The organism is Octadecabacter algicola (genome assembly GCF_021532625.1).
In the GTDB taxonomy this organism is placed as follows: Bacteria; Pseudomonadota; Alphaproteobacteria; order Rhodobacterales; family Rhodobacteraceae; genus Octadecabacter; species Octadecabacter algicola.
This window is the reverse complement of sequence record NZ_JAKGAR010000001.1, coordinates 1,021,022-1,041,296: the sequence shown is the minus strand read 5'-3', so window position 1 is coordinate 1,041,296 and position 20,275 is coordinate 1,021,022. Positions and strand designations below refer to the sequence as shown.

The 20,275-nt window shown below is 55.5% G+C and carries 16 protein-coding genes; 8 read left to right on the top strand and 8 right to left on the bottom strand.

Annotated elements, in window-relative coordinates:
* Nucleotides 1–2 precede the first annotated feature (2 nt).
* The 7 genes from L0666_RS05055 to recN all read left to right on the top strand — a co-directional run bounded on the left by L0666_RS05055 (nucleotide 3) and on the right by recN (nucleotide 8,747).
* Nucleotides 3–917, top strand: coding sequence for a D-alanine--D-alanine ligase (locus tag L0666_RS05055; RefSeq protein WP_235259228.1), 915 nt, complete (start codon nucleotides 3–5; stop codon nucleotides 915–917).
* Nucleotides 905–1,783: a cell division protein FtsQ/DivIB gene (locus L0666_RS05050; protein ID WP_235259227.1), complete on the top strand. Its 879-nt coding sequence runs from the start codon at nucleotides 905–907 to the stop codon at nucleotides 1,781–1,783. Before L0666_RS05055 ends, L0666_RS05050 begins: the two co-directional genes overlap by 13 nt.
* 15 nt (nucleotides 1,784–1,798) lie before the next feature.
* Complete coding sequence (gene ftsA, locus L0666_RS05045; protein ID WP_216036515.1) at nucleotides 1,799–3,133, top strand: cell division protein FtsA; 1,335 nt, start codon at nucleotides 1,799–1,801, stop codon at nucleotides 3,131–3,133.
* 202 nt (nucleotides 3,134–3,335) lie between these two features.
* Nucleotides 3,336–4,916 carry a cell division protein FtsZ gene (gene ftsZ, locus L0666_RS05040; protein ID WP_235259226.1) on the top strand — a complete coding sequence of 527 codons (1,581 nt, stop codon included), beginning with the start codon at nucleotides 3,336–3,338 and terminating at the stop codon, nucleotides 4,914–4,916.
* A 221-nt stretch (nucleotides 4,917–5,137) separates the two neighbouring features.
* On the top strand, nucleotides 5,138–6,058 hold the full coding sequence (lpxC, locus tag L0666_RS05035) for a UDP-3-O-acyl-N-acetylglucosamine deacetylase (protein WP_235259225.1): 921 nt from the start codon (nucleotides 5,138–5,140) through the stop codon (nucleotides 6,056–6,058).
* Between the two features lie 136 nt (nucleotides 6,059–6,194).
* On the top strand, nucleotides 6,195–7,052 hold the full coding sequence (locus L0666_RS05030) for an outer membrane protein assembly factor BamD (RefSeq protein ID WP_235259224.1): 858 nt from the start codon (nucleotides 6,195–6,197) through the stop codon (nucleotides 7,050–7,052).
* A gap of 36 nt (nucleotides 7,053–7,088) precedes the next feature.
* Nucleotides 7,089–8,747 carry a DNA repair protein RecN gene (gene recN, locus L0666_RS05025; protein WP_235259223.1) on the top strand — a complete coding sequence of 553 codons (1,659 nt, stop codon included), beginning with the start codon at nucleotides 7,089–7,091 and terminating at the stop codon, nucleotides 8,745–8,747.
* A gap of 308 nt (nucleotides 8,748–9,055) precedes the next feature.
* On the opposite strand, the gene L0666_RS05020 is transcribed toward recN, so the two are convergent.
* Together L0666_RS05020 and L0666_RS05015 are read right to left on the bottom strand one after the other, a co-directional pair.
* Nucleotides 9,056–10,825 (bottom strand): bifunctional helix-turn-helix transcriptional regulator/alpha/beta hydrolase, encoded by a 1,770-nt coding sequence (locus tag L0666_RS05020; RefSeq protein WP_235259222.1) that lies wholly within the window; start codon nucleotides 10,823–10,825, stop codon nucleotides 9,056–9,058.
* A 48-nt stretch (nucleotides 10,826–10,873) separates the two neighbouring features.
* Nucleotides 10,874–12,250 (bottom strand): FAD-binding oxidoreductase, encoded by a 1,377-nt coding sequence (locus L0666_RS05015; RefSeq protein ID WP_235259221.1) that lies wholly within the window; start codon nucleotides 12,248–12,250, stop codon nucleotides 10,874–10,876.
* A 58-nt stretch (nucleotides 12,251–12,308) separates the two neighbouring features.
* Between L0666_RS05015 and L0666_RS05010 the strand changes: the two genes are divergently transcribed.
* Entirely contained in the window at nucleotides 12,309–13,997 is a 1,689-nt protein-coding gene (locus L0666_RS05010) for a chloride channel protein (RefSeq protein WP_235259220.1), read from the top strand.
* A 7-nt stretch (nucleotides 13,998–14,004) separates the two neighbouring features.
* Here the strand turns inward: L0666_RS05010 and L0666_RS05005 are convergent, their stop codons facing one another.
* From L0666_RS05005 to cobS, 6 genes are all read right to left on the bottom strand, one after another.
* A complete protein-coding gene (locus L0666_RS05005) occupies nucleotides 14,005–14,346 on the bottom strand; it encodes a DUF427 domain-containing protein (RefSeq protein WP_235259562.1) in 342 nt (113 codons plus the stop codon).
* Nucleotides 14,347–14,437: 91 nt separating this feature from the next.
* A complete protein-coding gene (locus tag L0666_RS05000; RefSeq protein ID WP_235259219.1) occupies nucleotides 14,438–16,222 on the bottom strand; it encodes an aminopeptidase P family protein in 1,785 nt (594 codons plus the stop codon).
* A gap of 54 nt (nucleotides 16,223–16,276) precedes the next feature.
* On the bottom strand, nucleotides 16,277–18,151 hold the full coding sequence (gene cobT, locus L0666_RS04995) for a cobaltochelatase subunit CobT (RefSeq protein ID WP_235259218.1): 1,875 nt from the start codon (nucleotides 18,149–18,151) through the stop codon (nucleotides 16,277–16,279).
* 73 nt (nucleotides 18,152–18,224) lie between these two features.
* On the bottom strand, nucleotides 18,225–18,605 hold the full coding sequence (locus tag L0666_RS04990; RefSeq protein ID WP_235259217.1) for a hypothetical protein: 381 nt from the start codon (nucleotides 18,603–18,605) through the stop codon (nucleotides 18,225–18,227).
* A gap of 226 nt (nucleotides 18,606–18,831) precedes the next feature.
* The gene (locus L0666_RS04985; protein WP_235259216.1) at nucleotides 18,832–19,215 is read right to left on the bottom strand and encodes a hypothetical protein; all 384 of its coding nucleotides are present in this window, start codon (nucleotides 19,213–19,215) and stop codon (nucleotides 18,832–18,834) included.
* Complete coding sequence (gene cobS, locus L0666_RS04980; protein ID WP_235259215.1) at nucleotides 19,212–20,201, bottom strand: cobaltochelatase subunit CobS; 990 nt, start codon at nucleotides 20,199–20,201, stop codon at nucleotides 19,212–19,214. Before cobS ends, L0666_RS04985 begins: the two co-directional genes overlap by 4 nt.
* Nucleotides 20,202–20,275 lie beyond the last annotated feature (74 nt).

Genomic DNA, 20,275 nt, shown 5'->3' with positions numbered 1-20,275 from the left:
GTGTGTCGAGCAGGACACCCAAAACAGTGGCTGTGCTATTGGGCGGCCCATCGGCTGAACGAGAGGTTTCTCTTAGTTCGGGTAAGGAATGTGCGGCCGCTTTGCTGGTCGCAGGTTTCGACGTGGTCGAGATTGATGCGGGCGCTGATCTTGTCGAGCAGCTGAAATCCGCCAAGCCTGATGTTGTATTCAATGCGTTGCACGGTCGTTGGTGCGAAGACGGCGTTGTGCAAGGCGTGCTGGAGTGGCTGCGCCTGCCGTATACGCATTCCGGCGTTCTGGCCTCTGCTATGTCCATGGACAAACAAAAGACCAAAGATATCTATCGCGCGGCAGGGCTGCCGTTTGTAGATAGCGTTTTGGCGACCAAAGCACAGATCGAAGCAGATCACGTGATGACGCCACCCTATGTGGTGAAGCCATTTGATGAAGGGTCCAGCGTTGGCATTTACCTTGTTCATGAGGCAGCCAACGGCACACCAAAAATTGCACCAGAATTGCCTGACGTCATGATGGTCGAAGCTTACGCGCCAGGGCGCGAGCTGACGACCGCTGTAATGTCTGATCGCGCCTTGACCGTGACTGATATCATCGTCGATGGCTGGTACGACTACGAAGCCAAATACGGTGATGGCGGATCAAAACACGTCCTGCCCGCTGACATTCCGTCCGAGATTTTCGACGCCTGTATGGATTATGCCCAACGTGCCCATGATGCACTGGGATGCCGTGGGCTAAGCCGCACAGATTTCCGCTGGGATGAAACCCGCGGTTTAGACGGTTTGATCTTGCTGGAAACAAACACCCAACCCGGTATGACGCCGACGTCGTTGGCTCCCGAACAGGCGGCCCATTGTGGCATTAGCTTTCCAGACTTGATGACCTGGATGGTGGAGGACGCGTCATGCGATCGTTAAAGGCAGACCGCGTTGATCAGCCACGCCGTGATCCGGCACCGTCGCGTTGGGGCTATCGCTACCAGCGTTTGATGTTAACGCCGGGGTTCCGCAAACTGGTCAAGGTCGGGCTTCCGGCGCTTGTGGTCTGTGGTCTTGTTGCTGGTTGGGGCGCCCGAGAAGCGAACCGCCAAATGGTGGCTGACGCCTACAACGACATGAAGACGCAGATCCAGCAACGTGATGAGTTCATGGTGAAAGTCATGGCCGTGGATGGTGCGGACGAAACCCTAAGCGCGGATGTGCGCACGGTTTTGCCAATAGAATTCCCTGTGTCGAGCTTTGATCTCGACCTCGAAGAGATGCGCCAGACAGTCGCCGCTTTGCCCGCTGTGGCGGATGCAACGTTGCGTGTGCGCCCCGGAGGTATCTTGCAAGTTGGCGTGACCCAGCGCCAGCCCGTGGCTGTGTTTCGCGGGCCTGATGGTTTGAAACTGATTGATGCCGAAGGTGTACTTATCCAAGCGATCGTCGCGCGTGCGGATCGCTCGGACTTGCCCCTTATTACGGGTGACGGCGCGCGCGATTTCTTGAGCGAAGGCCTTGAGATTTATCGGGTCGCTGGGCCTTTGCTGCCACGTATGCGGGGTGTTGTTCGTATGGGCGAACGTCGTTGGGATGTGATCTTGGAATCCGGGCAGCGCATTTTGTTGCCATACGCAGATCCCGTGATTGCATTTGAACGGGTGGTTGCCCTGAACCAAGCGCAGGATCTTCTTGAACGCGATGTCGCTGTTGTCGACATGCGCAATCCAACCCGCCCCACCATTAGAATGAACGAGCAGGCCGTGACGAATTTGCGTCAAACAAGCGCCCCACAAGAGTAAGAATAGGTAAAGAATATGAGAGACCTCTATCAATCCCAGCGGGCCATGCGGAATATGCGTCAGGCTGCTATGCAGCGCGGCGTGGTGGCGATTTTGGATGTCGGGTCTTCTAAGATTGCCTGCCTTGTATTGCGTTTTGATGGGCCGGAACAGTTTGGCGATGCTGACGGTGTTGGGTCTATGGCTGGGCAATCCAGCTTTCGCGTGATTGGCGCAGCGACGACGCGGTCCCGCGGCGTACGTTTTGGCGAAGTTGACGCCATGGCCGAAACAGAACGCGCAATTCGCACGGCTGTGCAAGCGGCACAGAAAATGGCGAACGTACGTGTTGATCATGTGATTGCGTGTCTCAGCGGTGGGCGTCCTCGGTCTTATGGGCTTGATGGGCAGGTTGATGTGATGGGGCAGGTGGTCACCGAAGGTGACATCGGTCGCGTCTTGGCTGAATGCGAAGTGCCAGACATCGGCGAAGGTCGCGAAGTTCTGCACGCGCAGCCGATCAACTTTGCTTTGGACAACCGAAGCGGCCTTGCTGACCCGCGCGGTCAGATCGGTCAAAGCCTGACGACAGATATGCACCTGATGACAGTTGAAGACAGCGTGTTGGAAAACCTGCTGTATTGTATCAAGCGCTGCGATCTTGAACTCGCAGGGATTGCGTCATCGGCTTACACCGCTGGCATTTCATCCCTCGTTGAAGACGAACAGGAACTTGGTGCGGCATGTATTGATATGGGTGGCGGCTCGACCGGTATCTCGATCTTCATGCGCAAACACATGATCTATTCGGATTGTGTGCGCATGGGCGGTGACCACGTCACATCCGACATTTCCATGGGCCTACAGGTTGCGCCTGCCATGGCGGAGCGGATCAAGACATTCTATGGCGGCGTTCTGGCAACGGGCATGGATGATCGCGAAATGATCGAAGTCGGTAGCGACACAGGCGACTGGGAGCGTGATCGCCGCACCGTTAGCCGTGCCGAATTGATTGGCATCATGCGTCCGCGCGTTGAAGAAATCCTCGAAGAGGTCCGCGTTCGGCTGGACGCAGCAGGGTTTGAACACCTTCCAAGCCAACAAATCGTTTTGACCGGTGGCGCGAGCCAGATTCCGGGTCTTGATGGTTTGGCGACTAAAATCCTCGGCCAGCAAGTACGCCTTGGTCGTCCGTTACGTGTGCAAGGATTGCCACAAGCGGCGACAGGATCAGCGTTTTCTGCCGCGGTTGGGCTCAGCCTGTTTGCGGCACATCCACAAGATGAATGGTGGGATTTCGATATTCCCGCCGAAAAATACCCAGCACGATCTTTCAAACGCGCAGTGCGTTGGTTCAGGGAAAACTGGTAATTAACTGGTCCAGCAGGGCCAGCACTACGCAAGATTTCGCCGATACCCCCATATACGGCGGAAAATCACGACTGAGGGCCCATATTTTGCGGTTTTTTGGTACTTTGGACGTGACCCATGGGGAAGAGGCCGTTAAGGTCCTGTAAAAGTATATTGAAGAACGCTCGGTGGGACGGGCCAACACAGACAGGCGGACAGCACAATGACATTGAACCTTTCTATGCCCGGACAGGAAGAACTTAAGCCACGTATCACCGTATTCGGTGTTGGCGGCGCAGGCGGCAACGCAGTAAACAACATGATCGAAGAAGCACTGGAAGGTGTTGAATTCGTTGTTGCAAACACAGACGCGCAAGCACTGCAGCAGTCTCGTTCTGATGCGAAAATTCAGATGGGCGTGAAAGTAACTGAAGGTTTGGGTGCTGGTGCCCGCGCAACTGTAGGTGCGGCCGCCGCTGAAGAATCAATCGAACAAATCGTCGATCACCTTGCTGGCGCACACATGTGCTTCATCACAGCGGGTATGGGCGGGGGCACCGGTACGGGTGCTGCTCCGATCATCGCACAGGCAGCACGTGAACTCGGCGTTCTGACCGTTGGTGTCGTCACCAAGCCGTTCCAATTTGAAGGCGGCAAGCGCATGAAGCAAGCTGATGAAGGCATCGAAGCCCTTCAGAAGGTTGTCGACACGCTGATCATCATTCCGAACCAGAACCTGTTCCGTCTTGCGAATGAAAACACAACATTCACCGAAGCCTTCTCCCTTGCAGATGACGTTCTGTACCAAGGTGTTAAAGGCGTGACAGACCTGATGGTCCGTCCGGGTCTTATCAACCTCGACTTTGCTGACGTTCGCGCTGTTATGGACGAAATGGGCAAGGCGATGATGGGTACAGGCGAATCTGAAGGTCAGGATCGTGCGGTTCAGGCGGCAGAAAAAGCCATCGCAAACCCACTTCTCGACGAGATTTCCCTCGAAGGCGCACGCGGTGTGTTGATCAATATCACAGGTGGTTACGATCTGACGTTGTTCGAACTCGACGAAGCAGCCAACAAAATCCGTGAAAAGGTCGATCCAGAAGCCAATATCATCGTGGGTTCCACGCTGGATACTGGCATGGAAGGCAAAATGCGCGTGTCTGTTGTTGCAACGGGTATCGACGCTGTCGCGAAAACATCCGACATGCCAGTGCCACGCCGCCCAATGGCCGCACCATTGACGCAGCATGTAACGGCCGAAGCCAAAGACGAAGCACCGGCTGCTGTTGTTGAAGCGCCTGTTGCTGCTGAAGTGGTTGCAGAAGCTGCGCCAGAACGGTCTTTGTTTGACGAAACGGCCGCCGCACCAGCGCCAGCGCCAACGTTTGATGCACCTGCAGCAGCCGCTGCCGCTGAATCCGACTTGCCGCCAGCCGCGTATCAGCCACGCGCAGAGCCAGCCGAAATCGAAGCGCCGACAGATGCATTTGTTGCGCCACAGCGTCCAGCAGTTGGCACACCAAGCCAAGAAACTCTGGATCGTTTGCGTACAGCTGCAGCGCGTTCCGCGCCAGCAGCCCCAGAAATGGCGCCAGCTGAGTCCGAAGACGAGGCAAAGCCACGCATGGGTGGGCTTAACAGCTTGATCAGCCGCATGACGGGCCACGCTGAAGGCGGCGCAAAAGAGCGCCCACAGCCACCAGTTGCGACACTTCGTGAAGAAGCGCCAGCACCTGCAGCAGAGGTCGATCCAGACCAAGAACGCATCGAGATTCCTGCATTCTTGCGCCGTCAGGCCAACTAAGACCCATGTGACGTACGGTCACAATTTATAACGAAGGGCCGCCCACCTTTGAAACTGGGCGGCCCTTTTCTGTTTTATAACAGGAGGTTGCTGCGGCGCGGCAAAAGGGTCAGCATTATTGCGCCGGAATGTAACAGACATGTTTCAGAACGTTGCAAACTGTGTGTTGAGGGAACGGGCTGCGGGTCTTAAGTCATTATCAACCAATAAAGGCTTTGAACGTGCAGACGACTGTAGATTCCATAGTGGCATTTGAAGGCAAGGGGCTCCACCTCGGGGAACCCGTGTCTGTTGTCGTGCGTCCTGCACCTGCAGACTACGGTATCGTCTTTCGCCGGACGGACGTGGATATGGCCAATGCGGACATTCCTGCGCTGTGGAACAATGTCATCGTATCCCCGCTGAATACACGCATTCAGAACGCCGCCGGAACATCCGTTTCCACAATCGAACACATCATGGCCGCTTTGGCGGGCTGTGGTTTGCACAATGCCCTGATTGAGGTGTCCGGCCCAGAAGTGCCAATCCTAGACGGATCCGCCGCAGAGTTTGTCGAAGGGTTCTTGCGGGCAGGGGTCCGCACCCTAAGTGCTCCACTTCGCGTTATCGAAATTCTCAAGCCCGTGACTGTCAAAGTTGGCGACGCTGTTGCGCGACTTGATCCGTCTGACACGTTGCATATCCGGTTCGAGATTGATTTTGCGGATCGCGCGATCGGGCACCAGACGAAGACCCTGAACATGGCCAATGGCGCGTTCGTTCGCGAGCTTTGCGACAGCCGCACATTCTGCCGCTCTTCTGATGTAGATGCTATGCGTGCACAGGGCTTGGCCCTTGGCGGCACATTGGAAAATGCGGTCGTTGTTGATGGTGCAGACGTATTGAGCCCGGGTGGCCTGCGCCACTCTGATGAAGCTGTACGCCATAAGATGTTGGATGCACTGGGTGATTTGTACACTGCTGGCGCGCCAATTCTTGGTCGCTATACTGGGTCCAAGGCTGGTCACGCTGTGACGAATGCCTTGCTGTGCGCCTTGTTTGAAGATCCTGATGCTTGGGGTTGGGCAGACGTAGATGCCCGCACAGCAGCGCGTCTTCCAGGTGTCGGTTTGCGCTGGTCCGACCTTCCTGATGTGGCGTAAAGCCACTTATTCCGAACATCCTTTTCTCAATCGTGATCAGCTTGACGCAAAAGGCGTTTTGCACCCCAATTTTGTGTGCTAGACAAAGCCAACCGAAACCTATTTTCGGAAAATAATCGTAAACGGGGGCGCCTCCATGTCGGGTCGCAGCAGCATTGCAAAACTTCGGATGAGTCTGGCAACAGGCGTCATTGCGCTTGGTCTTTTGTCCGGGTGCAGCGACTTTTTTGAACCGGGCCTTGATGCAAATCTCGAAGTCTATTCAGCACAAGAGATTTTCGAACGCGGAGAGTTTGAACTTGAGCGCGGACGCGGCGACGATGCAGCCTTCTATTTCGGTGAAATCGAACGCCTTTATCCCTATTCCGAATGGGCCAAACGCGCGTTGATTATGCAAGCGTTTGCTTACCACCGTAACGAAGACTACCCGAATTCCCGCGCAGCAGCGCAACGCTACATTGATTTTTATCCTGTGGACGAAGACGCAGCTTACGCACAATACCTGCTGGCTCTCTCCTACTACGATCAGATTGACGAGGTCGGTAGGGATCAGGGGCTCACGTTCCAAGCGTTGCAGGCTCTGCGTGTTGTGATCGAACGCTACCCTGACACGGAATATGCACGTTCGTCTGTTTTGAAATTTGACCTCGCCTTTGATCATCTCGCCGCCAAAGAGATGGAAATCGGTCGCTACTACATAAAACGCGATCATTTTGCAGCGGCGATCAATCGCTTTCGTATTGTGGTTGAGGACTTCCAGACGACGTCCCACACCCCAGAGGCACTCCACCGTTTGGTTGAATCTTATCTATCACTGGGTTTGGTCGAAGAGGCGCAGACCGCCGGTGCGATCCTTGGATTCAACTACCAATCAACCGAATGGTACGAGGATAGCTATGCATTGTTGACAGGGCAGGGCCTTGAGCCGATCTCGATCGGTGACAACTGGTTGTCCGCTATTTACCGCCAAATGGTGCGCGGCGAATGGCTGTAAAAAGCGGTCTGCAAATAGACCGTTCCTTGGTGTAACATGCTGCGTCACTTAGACATCCGAGACATGCTTATCATTGATCGACTGGAACTTGCGTTTCAGCCGGGTTTGAATGTTCTCACCGGTGAAACTGGCGCGGGTAAATCTATCTTGTTGGATTCGCTTGGCTTTGTTCTCGGCTGGCGTGGGCGTGCAGAACTGGTGCGCCAAGGTGCTGAGCAAGGCGAAGTCATTGCTGAATTCGAATTGCCGGAAGATCATCGTGCATGGGCAGTTCTTAGCGAAGCCGGTTTCACTTACGATGATGCGTTGATCCTGCGACGGATCAACTCGAAAGACGGGCGCAAGACAGCGTGGATCAATGACCGTCGTGTGAGCGGTGAAATCCTGCGCGCGGTGTCGGAAACTCTGGTGGAGCTGCACGGGCAACATGACGACCGTGGCTTATTGAACCCACGTGGCCACCGGATTTTGCTTGATGATTTTGGCGGCCTGTCAGGCCGTTTGACCAAAGTACGCAAAGCATGGCGTACTTTGTCTGAGGCCCGAAAATCGCTGTCCGCGGCCGAAGCACTGGTTGCTGAATTACAAGCAGAAGAAGAGTTCTTGCGTCACGCGGTTGCCGAGCTGGACGGGCTATCCCCTGAGGCCGGTGAGGATGAAAGCCTAGATAAACAACGTCGCCGAATGCAGGCCGCCGAAAAGATTGGTGAAGATATTTCTAAGGCGCATCAGGCACTTGGCCTCAACGGAGCCGAAGGTAACCTAGGCGATGCGGCACGATGGCTTGCGGATGCGGCTGGCGAAGCCGAGGGCACGCTTGAAGGGCCTCTGGCGGCGCTTGATCGCGCGATGGCAGAACTCAGCGAAGCGCAGGCGGGTGTCGAAAGCTGTATAGATGCATTGGCGTTTAATCCGATGGAACTTGAGCAAATCGAAGAGCGTTTGTTCGCCATTCGTGGTTTGGCGCGAAAGCACAACGTGCTGCCGGATGAACTCGGCGTTTTCGCGGATGGGCTACGGAACCGTTTGGCGACGCTGGATCGCGGCGCAACCGATTTGGTGGACCTCTCCGTTGAGGTAAAAGCCGCACAATCGACGTATGACAGCGCCGCGAACGATCTAACTGATGCGCGCCGCAAAGCCGCTGTGAAGTTGGATAAAGCGATGGCAAAGGAATTGGCCCCGCTCAAAATGGAACGCGCCGTGTTCCAAACCCAAATATCCGAAGTAGCAGCGGGACCTGACGGTGTGGATGATGTGGCGTTTTCTGTTGCCACGAACCCAGGCGCGCCTTCCGGCCCTATCGGTAAAATCGCATCGGGCGGCGAATTGAGCCGGTTCTTGTTGGCGCTCAAAGTGTGCTTAACTGGAACAGATTCTGGCCTGACCCTGATCTTTGATGAGATCGATCGCGGAGTAGGCGGGGCCACAGCGGATGCCGTTGGGCGTCGCTTGTCTCAGTTGGCGCAGCAAGGGCAGGTGCTTGTCGTAACTCACAGCCCGCAAGTTGCGGCGCTCGGGGATCATCATTGGCGCGTTGAAAAACGTCAAACCAAAGAGACGACGCTTTCGACAGTGATTGGGCTGGAACAAACGGATCGTGTCGATGAAATCGCGCGCATGCTTAGCGGTGATCGCATCACCGATGAAGCGCGTGCTGCTGCGATCGCTTTGTTGACAGCGCAATCGGCGTAAGGTTGCAAAAGTAATAGTCTGGGTCGTCTTTGGCCCATTAAACGCTGTAAGATTGTTGCGAAAACAAAAACGACCGATGGATGTTTAACGCTCTAATACCCGCGTCATTGCCATCCATCGGCCGATATTTGCGCCGGTTGCCCGACTGATCTGAAAAAGTTGCTTTGCGCCAACGCGTTCCACAACGGCTAAAAAAAATTCTGTGCTGGTAGGCAAATTAGAAAATTATCCGTTCAATGGAATCAGGTTAACCAATTGGTCAACTTTCCGCTTACCCCAAATAGGGTAAATCGATGAATAACTATGAATTACCGGCCCTTTAAGAAGGGGGACAAGCGATCTAGTACGTGCTGCCATTTGGAGAAAAACAGCAATTGACCACCATCCGGGAAAACATCGAACACGATCCAAGGGTAGTCGCGCCGAAACTCTGCAAGGGTTTCTGGTGGCGTTTGAGGGTCCTGCAGACCGTTCATCAAGATCAGTGGAATCTGATCCTTGAACGCGAGAACGGATTCGGTCCAATCGGTCGTCTCGTGGGCGATAACCTCACGGGCAAAGGCGTCATGGGCGCTGTGTTTGTCTGAAAGGGCCACTTCAGATCCCACGACCAGCGCTTCGAGTGCTTCAACATCGGCTATGGTGGTCATGTCGGCGTCGGATTTGCCATAGACGGCGTGAAGAAACCCTTGTTTCCCCAGACGCTTGGCCAAGGCAAAGCCTGCCTTAACCATGAATGGGAGCAAGTGCGGCGTGTATCGCGCGCCCGCTAGGATGAAGCGGTGCCATTTGTCCATTCGGTCGTACTGCTCGGAGCGGGTGAGGGGCAGAACGCCCGCACACGCGACAAGCGCGGTGAGCCGACCGGGGTGAAATACGTTGAACTGCGCCGCTATATGACTGTCACCCCCAAGCGTCAGGAAAGGTGCGGCATCCACACCCAAGTGATCCAACAAGGCCGCGTAGTCATCGCAGAGTTGGGGCACATAAGGTGTCCGCTTGGGTAAAGATGTCGAATGCCCGTACCCAGCGCGTATCGGGACGATAACTTTGATGCCGCGGCGTTCCGCCTCTGCTTCGGCTTTGGCGGGCCAGCGAACTAAACCGTAATCCAAAGGAGAGTAAACAAGCGGAACCCCGTCTGGATCACCTAAAATGAGATAGTCCATCCGCCGCCCGTCGACCAAACTCAGCGTTTGAAACGGGCGCGGTTCTAACGCGCCATACCCTTGAGATATATCTTCAGCCGTGTCCGAGATTGACGTGGAATACTGCGCGATTTCCATGGTCGAAAGCGTCAGTCGCACAAGCTCTGATTGGCTGCGTGTCTCGGTTTTAGCCATAATTGATTTTAACTGGGCGCGGATCGTATCGACGCTGCGGCCACGAGCTTCCGAGATTTCTTGTAGGGTTTGGCCCTCGGTGAGGGCGCGGACAACTTCAGATTCAACGGGTGTAAATTCGAACGCCGCGCGAAGCATCTCACTGAACCCGTTTGGCCATTGAATGGCCGATGAAATGACCATGACGTAGGGGGCGGTGTTTTCTGCACGTACAACGCGCAAATGAAACAGGATGACCCGTTCACTAATTTTTAGGCGGCCCCGCAGTACCAGCGGTTCGTCGCGATTGGCCGATAGCAAGCGACCGATATGATGGGTGAGTTGCTCTACGTCACCATCGCCCAAAACCAAATCCGACAACTTGTTACCCGTGCGCAAGTTCAGCAGCTGGGTAGCACTTTCATTGGCTGTGATAACATTCATGTCGCGATCCACAGCAAAGGCGGCAGACCTGTCGATCTTATCCAGTACCGCCTGCGGGCCACGTTGACCGGATGGGTCATCCGCTGAGAGAACGCGATCGAGCACTTGGCCAGCGCGTTCGACGTGTCCAGTAAGGTAATCGAGCTTGAGGATCGGCGAGGTTTGCGCTGCCGTTTGGGTTCGCTGGGGGGCGATCATTGCTTCCCAATGATCCAAGAGAGCCTCATAACGAGAGGGATCGACGGCCACCTCATAGAGGCGATCGATCATCTCGTCAGACGGGAGCTGAGGCGTTTTATCGTCTTGTGCCATTCGAATCCTACTTTACCCAACGGTAGCAGGCTGTTGATTGCACGTCACTCACCCGTTGGAGCGCACAATTTTTCCTGGATTGAGGATATTATGGGGATCCATGGCGCGTTTGATCTGACCCATCACATCCCAGCCAGCACCATGCTCGTCCGCCATATAGGTGAGTTTCCCCATGCCAACGCCGTGTTCCCCCGTGATGGTTCCCGACATGTCCAAAGCGCGTTTCGCCATGCGCGCTGAAAGGTCCTGTGCGACTTGGCGTTCCTCGGCGTTGTCGGGGTCGATCAATAGGATCGCGTGAAAATTACCATCCCCAACGTGGCCTAAGATTGGGGCGGTTATTGATGATGCATCGATATCCGCTTGGGTTTCTTGAACCGCTTGGGCCAGTCGGCTCATGGGGACACACACGTCGGTGACGATCGCGGTCGCACCCGCGCGCGATGCCAGAATAGCCCAGTAGGCGTGATGACGCATATGCCATAGGCGATTGCGATCTTCGGTCTTACTTGCCCATTCAAACGAGGTGCTGCCAAAGTCCTCAGCGATTTCGGCGAACCGTTCAGCCTGTTCTGCAACGCTTGCATCGGTGCCATGGAATTCGACCATAAGATGGGGCGTTTCTGGATAGGCGGTTGAGGAATAGGCGTTAACGGCGGCAACGCTGGCGGCGTCCAAGAACTCGATCCGCGCCATGGGGATGCCCATGGCGATGGTCGCTGTAACAGCATCTACGGCCGCGTTGATTGTCCCAAAAGCGCAGGTGGCCGCTGCGGTAGCTTCGGGCTGGCCCTGCAGTTTCAAGGTGAGTTCGGTGATCAAGCCCAATGTGCCTTCGGCTCCGACCATCAATGCCGTCAGATCATAGCCTGCACTGGATTTTCGTGCGGCACTGCCGGTGCGGATGATCCGCCCATCGGCCAGCACGACCTCGAGCGCCATGACGTTATCGCGCATCGTCCCGTAGCGAACGGCTGTCGTTCCGCTGGCGCGCGTCGACGCCATTCCGCCAAGCGACGCATTGGCACCAGGATCAACAGGAAAAAACAGCCCCGTCGCACGCAAGTCCTCGTTCAAGGCTTCTCGGGTGATGCCGGGTCCGACGCGCACGCACATGTCTTCGGGTTGGACCTCAATCACGTTCGCCATGTCGCGAAAATCGATGGTGATACCACCTTGAATGGCCAAGGTATGTCCCTCAAGCGAGGTGCCCGCGCCGTAGCCAATGACAGGACAGCTGTGCTCAGAACAAATCTTTACGATGGTTGAGACCTCTTTAGTATTTCGCGGATAAGCCACAGCGTCAGGCGGTGTCGGGGCAAAGTGTGTCTCTGATTGGCCATGAGCAGCCAAATCGGACTTGGACAGCGACAGCCGATCGCCTAACACTGGTGCAAGCGCGCGAATAGCGGCGTCAATGGACATGGAATTCTCCCCCTTTGGTTGCCGCGACACTAAGGCAGCTTCGCGCGAAGGGGAAGTTATGGCGAAGCCACAAAAATCGCTGATCGGGCAGGGGGTCGAAGACGCCCTATGCGCCTGTCGCGACGGCTGGACAGTGGTCCGCACCCGTGGCCCGTCACAGGTGCAGTTCTGGTTCATCGCCCTGTTTGTCGGGATCGCCGCGAGCTTTGCAGCCATCGGATTTCGTTTCGGAATCGAGAACCTACAAGCGTGGATTTACGGGACAGATGACATCACGAACTTGCACACGTTTGCAGCAGGTCTGGACTGGTGGTGGGTGCTGGTTATTCCCATGGCGGGTGGGCTGTTGGTCGGGCTGATCCTAAACCGGTTCACGGATGATGGGCGCGTACGATCTGTTGCTGATGTGATTGAAGGTGCTGCGCTTTATGAAGGGCGGGTAGAACGACGCAAGGGGATCGCGTCAACATTGGCGTCTTTCATCACGCTATCCACGGGCGGATCGACGGGTCGAGAAGGACCAGTTGTTCACCTTGCGGCGATCATTTCAACGGGGGTCAGCAAGCTGATCCGCGCGGACGGCATTACAGGGCGCGACTTGTTAGGCTGTGCCGTCGCGGCGGCGGTGTCGGCCAGTTTTAACGCACCGATTGCAGGGGCCTTATTCGCGCTCGAAGTGGTTTTGCGCCACTTTGCGGTCCATGCTTTTGCGCCGATTGTGATCGCGTCTGTGGCGGGCACTGTGATCAACCGCTTGATCTATGGCGACGTGACCGAGTTCTTGATCCCGAACCAGAACGTGCTGGCATTCTATGTCGAATTGCCTGCCTTCCTGATCCTTGGTTTGCTGTGCGGGCTGATTGCTGTGGTGTTGATGCGGTCGATCTTTTGGGCGGATTCAATTGGCAGCGCTCTTCAGAATCGTATCGGAATGCCACGCTATTTGCGGCCCATGGTGGCCGGTACAATGCTGGGCGGCATTGCGATTTTCTATCCGCATATCATCGGCGTTGGCTATGAAACGACGTCGGACGCTTTGACGGGCCGCCTGTTAATGCATGAGGCGATCGTGTTTGTCATTATCAAGATCATCGCAGTCGCCATCACCATGGGCGGGCGCATGGGGGGCGGGGTGTTTTCGCCAGCGTTGATGATTGGTGCTTTGACTGGGCTTGCATTCGGGTTTGTTGCGACGGGTATTCTCCCTGAATTCTCGGGTGAGGGGACGCTTTATGCCTTGGCGGGCATGGGGGCGGTGTCTGCTGCCGTGCTAGGGGCTCCTATCTCGACCACGCTTATCGTGTTTGAACTCACGGGAGACTGGCAGACAGGGATTGCTGTGATGGTGTCGGTGTCGTTGTCGTCCGCGCTGGCGTCCCGACTTGTTGATCGCAGCTTCTTTCTGACGCAGTTGGAACGTCGTGATGTTCACCTGGCTGCAGGCCCACAGGCCTACCTGCTTGGCACCTTTAAGGTCGCAACGGTGATGCGCGGCGTTGACCACCCTCGCGCTGCGGATCCAGAAGCTTGCACCAACCTTATCAATGAGGGCACCTACGTGTTTGAAACCATGACGCTCGATCAGGCTATGCCGATCCTCGAAGCGACAGGCTCAACATTCATTCCTGTTGTCACCGCAGCCAAAGGCGACGGACCACCGATGTTGCGCGGTGCCCTGTTTCAACTGGATGCTTTGCGTGCGTTTAATCGTGCTTTGGCCGCAACCGCAGCCGAAGAACATTCCTGATTTGGCGCTATAGCTGTTCAACAGTTACGTTTGTGCCAAAGAACGCCAGATGCCCTTTGATTTCGGCAACATCAGCTTTGGGATCTTCGTAGGACCATGCCGCGTCGGCAAAGGTTCCGCTCTTGGCCTCAAAGTTATAGTAGGTCGCAGTGCCTTTATGTGGGCAGACTGAATGAGTGTCGGATGTGTCAAAGAACGCCATAGAGATGTCCTTGCGCGGGAAATAGATCACCGGATCATGGCCGGCCTCAGATAGTTCAAGGGCTTCGCTGGATTCACCTAAGACAGCGCCTGCAGCACGAACAACCCAAGTACCCGTAGCTGGCCGAATTTCGATGTGTTTCGTCATATCGTGTGATCCCATTTCATGTTCCATGATCCCCCCGACCACGGCAGTGTATTTAAGACCCAAGTTTAAAGGTTATGTGAACGCCAAGCGGCTACAGCGGCGCGCATGCTGCCGTTAGCCATTCTAGCGCCCGCCCATCCACGCGCGGTCCGATTTTGCGTAACGTATCAGAATGATACTGATCAATCCAAGCGCGTTCGTCATCGGTTAGCTGCGTCACTTCGACTAGGGTGCGGTCAAACGGTACGAAGGTAAGTGTTTCAAAATCCAACATGTCGCGGGCATCGCCGCCGGTTACGGGCGCAGCTTCGCGTACAGTGATGAGGTTTTCGATCCGTATGCCAAAGGCGCCTTCGCGATAATAGCCCGGTTCATTGGACAGGATCATACCTGTTTCCAACACGGTATCAGCACGACGCGATAAACCCTGCGGCCCTTCATGGACGGATAGATATGATCCGACGCCATGGCCCGTGCCATGATCGTAGTCTTGCCCCGCCAGCCACAAAGGATAGCGCGCCAAGGCATCCAGATCGCGGCCTCGAACACCTTTGGGGAACCGCACGCGACTGATCGCGATCATCCCTTGCAAGACACGGGTGTAGCAGGCTTTTTCCTCGGATCCGACATCACCGATGGCGATGGTGCGGGTAATATCGGTGGTTCCATCAAGGTACTGGCCACCAGAATCCACCAACAAGAGTTCACCGACATTCACAGGGCGATTGGTGTCTTCGTTTACGCGGTAATGGACGATGGCCCCGTTCGGGCCTGCGCCGCTGATGGTCTCAAATGAAACATCTTGCAGCGCATTCGTATCGCGCCGAAATCCTTCGAGCGATTTAACCACATCGATTTCGGTCAGCTGACCTTTGGGGGCCTCATCATCCAGCCAAGCCAAGAAGCGGACCATTGCCGCGCCATCGCGCAAATGGGCCTCTCGGCTGCCCGCGATCTCAACATCGTTTTTGCATGCCTTAGGTATAATGCACGGATCAACGCCGTCTACCGCCGCGACAGCCATTAGTGAAAGCACTGCGTGGGGCGTGGATGTCGGCGCAATTTGCAGAGAGCCATCCAACGTCGAGATATAGCCGCTCAGACCTTCGATCCCGTGAACAGTCACGTTCGTTCCAAGATGCGAGACTGCCGCGTCATCAAACGTCGCGTCACTGAACAACGCAACGTGTCCCGTGGCGTTCAAGATCGCATAGGCCTGAACCACAGGGTTGCGCGGAATATCAGTGCCGCGGATGTTCAATAGCCAACAGATCGAATCCGGCAATGCAATAAACGCACTGGTGTCTTGGTTAAGCACGGCAGCCAAACGTGTCTGTTTGCTATTATGGCTTTCTCCAGCAAGTTCGTCAGGCTGCACACGGACAGGGTTGCGCGGCGGGGCGGGACGGTCGCCCCAGATGGCATCGACCAAGTTATCGACGGGTTCCAGTGTAATGCCTGCTGGGTCTAGCGAAGCTTTGAGGTCTCGAATCTGCGTGACCGTATGCAGCCACGGATCAAAACCGACAACGCCGCCATCTGGCAGTTGTTCTTTCAGCCAATCGGAGAGAGAGGTTTCTGGCCAATGCACAGGTGTAAATACATCCGCGATTTGATCACGAACCTGCACGCGGTAACGCCCGTCGATGAAAACGCCTGCGATATCAGGTAGAACTGCGCAAAAGCCGGCCGACCCAGTGAACCCAGTCAACCAAGCCAAGCGTTCATCACAAGGCGCAACATATTCACCCTGAAACCGATCCGCTCGCGGCACCAGAAACCCGTCTAGTTTTTGGTCGGTGATCGCGGATCGAAGTGTGGCCAGACGGGCAGGCCCCGTTTCGGGGCTCGAAGTTACGTCAAATGTCTGAAACATCCGGCCATCTCTTTCGTTGTTCAAAATACCTTCGCCAAAAGCGAGCAGGGCCCGTTAGCCGACCTTGCGCATCCCCAAGACCCGAGCGCGTTTGCGCGGGTCCGTGTCAAACAAGGACGCCAGCTGTTCTGTCATTGCGCCCGCCAGTTGTTCGACATCTGTAATGGTCACCGCGCGGTCGTAGTAACGAGTCACATCATGGCCGATGCCAATCGCGACCAATTCAACGGCTTTGCGTTTTTCGACCATGGCGATCACATCGCGCAGGTGCTTTTCCAAATAGTTGGCAGCGTTCACCGACAACGTGGAATCGTCCACCGGTGCGCCATCGGAAATCACCATCAGAACCTTACGGGCCTCTTGGCGCGCAGTCAGGCGGCGGTGCGCCCATTCCAGTGCTTCACCATCGATGTTTTCTTTCAGCAGGCCTTCTTTCATCATCAAGCCAAGATTATCGCGGCTGCGACGCCAAGGGGCATCTGCACGCTTGTAGATGATGTGACGCAGATCATTAAGGCGACCGGGATGTTGCGGGCGGCCTTCGGCAAGCCATTCTTCGCGGCTGATCCCGCCTTTCCATGCTTTGGTTGTAAAACCCAGAATTTCGACCTTAACCGAACACCGTTCCAACGTGCGCGCCAGAACGTCGGCACAGATAGCAGCAATGGAAATCGGACGGCCTCGCATGGAGCCTGAGTTGTCCAACAACAACGTCACGCAGGTATCGCGGAATTCTGTGTCTTGTTCGACCTTAAAGCTTAGCGGCGTAGTGGGATTTGCGACAACACGCGCTAAACGACCCGCGTCGAGAATGCCTTCTTCTTGGTCAAACGACCAAGACCGGTTCTGCTGTGCTTGCAAACGGCGCTGCAACTTGTTGGCAAGCCGCGAAACAGCGCCCTTCAGGGGCTCAAGCTGCTGATCAAGATAGGCTCGCAAGCGTTCCAGCTCGGCTGGTTCGGCCAAGTCTTCGGCGCCGATCTCTTCGTCGTGCTCGGTGGTATAGACAACGTAATTGGGATCCGCATCCGACACAGGTTGCGGGGCGGGGGGCTCCATCGGGGCCTCGCCTTCGGGCATGTCGGCTTCTTCCGCCATTTCGCTTTCAGCGGATTCGTCCATGCTGACTTGCGCTTCGGCAGCGTCTTGCTGTTCTTCTTGGGACTGCTCTGGCGTGCCTTCGGTCTCGTCTTCGTCGCCGTCGTCTTGGCCCGTGCTTTCGGGCTCTTCCTCTTCTTCGCCAGTGTTGGCTTCGTCTTCGAGGTCATCGCCCATGTCATCAGGGTCGTCGCCCAACTGGTCGCCGTAGCCCATGTCTTGGATGATTTGACGTGCGAATTTGGCAAAGGCTGCTTGGTCTTCGAGCGTGTCTTCCAGACCTTCCAGCGTGCCGCCTGCATTGTCCTCGATAAACCCGCGCCACAGGTCCATCACATTGGCTGCACCACCGGGCATGTCGCGACCGGTCGCAAGGTGACGGATCAAATAGCCAGCTGCGGCGGCCAAGGGCGCCTCAGACGCTTCGCGGACTTGATCGTACCCTTTGCGCAAAGCCTCGTTGCCAATCTTGGCGTCGATGTTGCCCGCAGTGCCGGGCATATGACGTGCGCCCACTGCCTCAACCCGCGCGTTTTCCATCGCGGTATACAGGTCTTGCGCCAACTGCCCGTTTGGCATGTATTTCGCGGCAACCCCAGCATCATGGTATTTGTGACGCAGGGCATAGGCATCCGCCGTGCCCCGCGCGATCAAGACTTCTTCGCGGGTCATCCGACGGCTGACCTGCGGCAAGCGCACCGTTTCCGCCGTCGCCCCAGGAGGGTCCACGGTGAAGCTGACTGTCAATTCAGGATCATCCGCCATGACCTTAGTGGCCTCAGCGAGCGCTTTCTTGAACGGATCAGCAGGGTTATCGGTTGGCTTTTGCATGGTGGTCCTTTGGGCACACGTTTCGCGGCCAATCTAGTGCGCAAAGTTTAGGAAAACCAGAGCGCGTAGACCTTCAAGACATCATAATTGCCGTACAGGCCCGCACCATTTGTACAGCCCGTTGGGCGGCCCATGTGTCTTCGCGAAATGTTGCGCGTGTCAGGAGGCCCGCGTGGGCGGACTTGGCCTCAATTCGCCATGCCAAAACCTGTCTGCCTTCGTCGGGCTCCATGGTTGCGAATAGTAGATCAATCATAGCCGCGCGTTGGTCTTCTGTTTGCTCAGCGTTTTCATCCGACAACAACCATTCATGTTCCATCTGTGCCGAAAGCCTCCCTGTGCATGATGCGAAATAGTGTAGGGGGTTTTCTATGTCGGCTGAGGTGGGGGCAGGGGCAGTTAGCGCAAAAAACGCCATCAGCCCGATGGGGGTGTATGTTTTTATTCCGCCCATATCTTATGCAAGCACGGCCAAAAGGCGCACGTCAAGTGTGCAGAATGAAAACTTTTATGGGCGCTTAGCCGTGTTTAGGCGCGTTATCGTTTTGGAAGAGTGCAATCGGGGCAGCCGGTCGGCGCGATTATTTTGTCTCGCCTGTTTGATCATTCGCCATGACCTTCGTGGCCTCGGCAATCGCCTTTTTGAACGGATCAGCAGGGTTGCCGGATTGTTTTTTCGTTTATCTAGACGCATCGCTTTGAATGTCGCTGACGGGCTTATCACACAATGCAACGGACCGTAGCATAACTTGGTTTTTCTGGCCGACGGAAGTGCCTTCGTGGCCGAACACAAAAACCAATCCACCAATCGTTTCAGAAACCGCGTCGGATCGTTGTTCTTCCCCGTTGGGGTAGAGACGCTTAAACTCTTCCATAATTGCAGGCGCATGTGTGCGTGAGATTTCGTTCGGGTAGTCCAGCAGGTCATCTCCCATAAACCACGCGGCGCAATACGCGATGTGTTCTTCATAGGTCAAATCGTTGGATTGGGCCGAAGCGTATGTCAAAGGCGCTAAGACTGCCGCGACTGCAGTAAGGAAAAGCGACTTCGTCAAAATCTTCATCCCAAACTCAAGCTCGCCGCACTTTCTGGCAGTTCTTCGTCAAAGCAACGTTGGTAGAATTCAGCCACTGTCTGACGCTCTAGTTCGTCACATTTGTTCAAGAAGCTCAGACGGAACGCATAGCCGACATCTTGGAAGATACGTGCGTTTTCTGCCCATGCGATGACGGTCCGTGGGGACATCACAGTCGACAGATCGCCGTTCATAAACGCAGTACGGGTCAGGTCGGCAACCGTGACCATCTGGCTGACAGTCTTGCGGCCTTTTTCCGTGTTGAACGTTGGTGCCTTGGACAGAACGATATTGGTTTCCGCGTCATGGCTGAGGTAGTTCAACGTCGCCACGAGGGACCACCGGTCCATCTGCGCTTGGTTGATCTGCTGTGTGCCGTGATAGAGGCCCGTTGTGTCGCCAAGGCCAACAGTGTTGGCCGTTGCGAACAGGCGGAAGTTCGGGTTTGGAGTGATGATCTCGTTCTGATCCATCAGCGTTAGTTTACCGTCGGTTTCCAAAACACGCTGGATCACAAACATGACGTCGGCACGGCCTGCGTCATATTCATCGAAGACGATCGCGACAGGGTTGCGCAGCGCCCAAGGTAAGATGCCTTCGTGGAATTCTGTAACCTGCACACCGTCTTTCAACTTGATGGCGTCTTTACCGATCAGATCAATTCGGCTGATGTGGCTATCAAGGTTCACACGCACCGTTGGCCAGTTCAAACGCGCACCTACCTGTTCGATGTGGGTGGATTTACCTGTGCCGTGGTACCCTTGAACCATGACGCGGCGGTTGTAGCCAAAGCCGGCCAAGATTGCCAAGGTGGTGTCAGGGTCAAATTTATAGGTCGGATCGATTTCAGGCACACGATCGCTGGAACCAGCAGGAAACCCTTTGACTTTCATGTCAGTATCAATACCGAACACTTCGCGAACCGAAATTTCTTCGGTTGGTTTCATCATTGGGTCAAGGTTTCCGTCGGCCATATTGGTGCCTTTTCTGAATGGATTTTACGCGAATGTCGATTTGAATTGGATGCAACATATATTGGGGGGCCGCA

Excerpts from the sequence above, each read along its gene's own strand:
- L0666_RS05050 (WP_235259227.1), top strand. The coding sequence starts at position 905 with ATGCGATCGTTAAAGGCAGACCGCGTTGATCAGCCACGCCGTGATCCG.
- ftsA (WP_216036515.1), top strand. The coding sequence starts at position 1,799 with ATGAGAGACCTCTATCAATCCCAGCGGGCCATGCGGAATATGCGTCAG.
- ftsZ (WP_235259226.1), top strand. The coding sequence starts at position 3,336 with ATGACATTGAACCTTTCTATGCCCGGACAGGAAGAACTTAAGCCACGT.
- L0666_RS05030 (WP_235259224.1), top strand. The coding sequence starts at position 6,195 with ATGTCGGGTCGCAGCAGCATTGCAAAACTTCGGATGAGTCTGGCAACA.
- recN (WP_235259223.1), top strand. The coding sequence starts at position 7,089 with ATGCTGCGTCACTTAGACATCCGAGACATGCTTATCATTGATCGACTG.
- L0666_RS05020 (WP_235259222.1), bottom strand. The coding sequence starts at position 10,825 with ATGGCACAAGACGATAAAACGCCTCAGCTCCCGTCTGACGAGATGATC.
- L0666_RS05015 (WP_235259221.1), bottom strand. The coding sequence starts at position 12,250 with ATGTCCATTGACGCCGCTATTCGCGCGCTTGCACCAGTGTTAGGCGAT.
- L0666_RS05010 (WP_235259220.1), top strand. The coding sequence starts at position 12,309 with ATGGCGAAGCCACAAAAATCGCTGATCGGGCAGGGGGTCGAAGACGCC.
- L0666_RS05005 (WP_235259562.1), bottom strand. The coding sequence starts at position 14,346 with ATGACGAAACACATCGAAATTCGGCCAGCTACGGGTACTTGGGTTGTT.
- L0666_RS05000 (WP_235259219.1), bottom strand. The coding sequence starts at position 16,222 with ATGTTTCAGACATTTGACGTAACTTCGAGCCCCGAAACGGGGCCTGCC.
- cobT (WP_235259218.1), bottom strand. The coding sequence starts at position 18,151 with ATGCAAAAGCCAACCGATAACCCTGCTGATCCGTTCAAGAAAGCGCTC.
- L0666_RS04990 (WP_235259217.1), bottom strand. The coding sequence starts at position 18,605 with ATGGGCGGAATAAAAACATACACCCCCATCGGGCTGATGGCGTTTTTT.
- L0666_RS04985 (WP_235259216.1), bottom strand. The coding sequence starts at position 19,215 with ATGAAGATTTTGACGAAGTCGCTTTTCCTTACTGCAGTCGCGGCAGTC.
- cobS (WP_235259215.1), bottom strand. The coding sequence starts at position 20,201 with ATGGCCGACGGAAACCTTGACCCAATGATGAAACCAACCGAAGAAATT.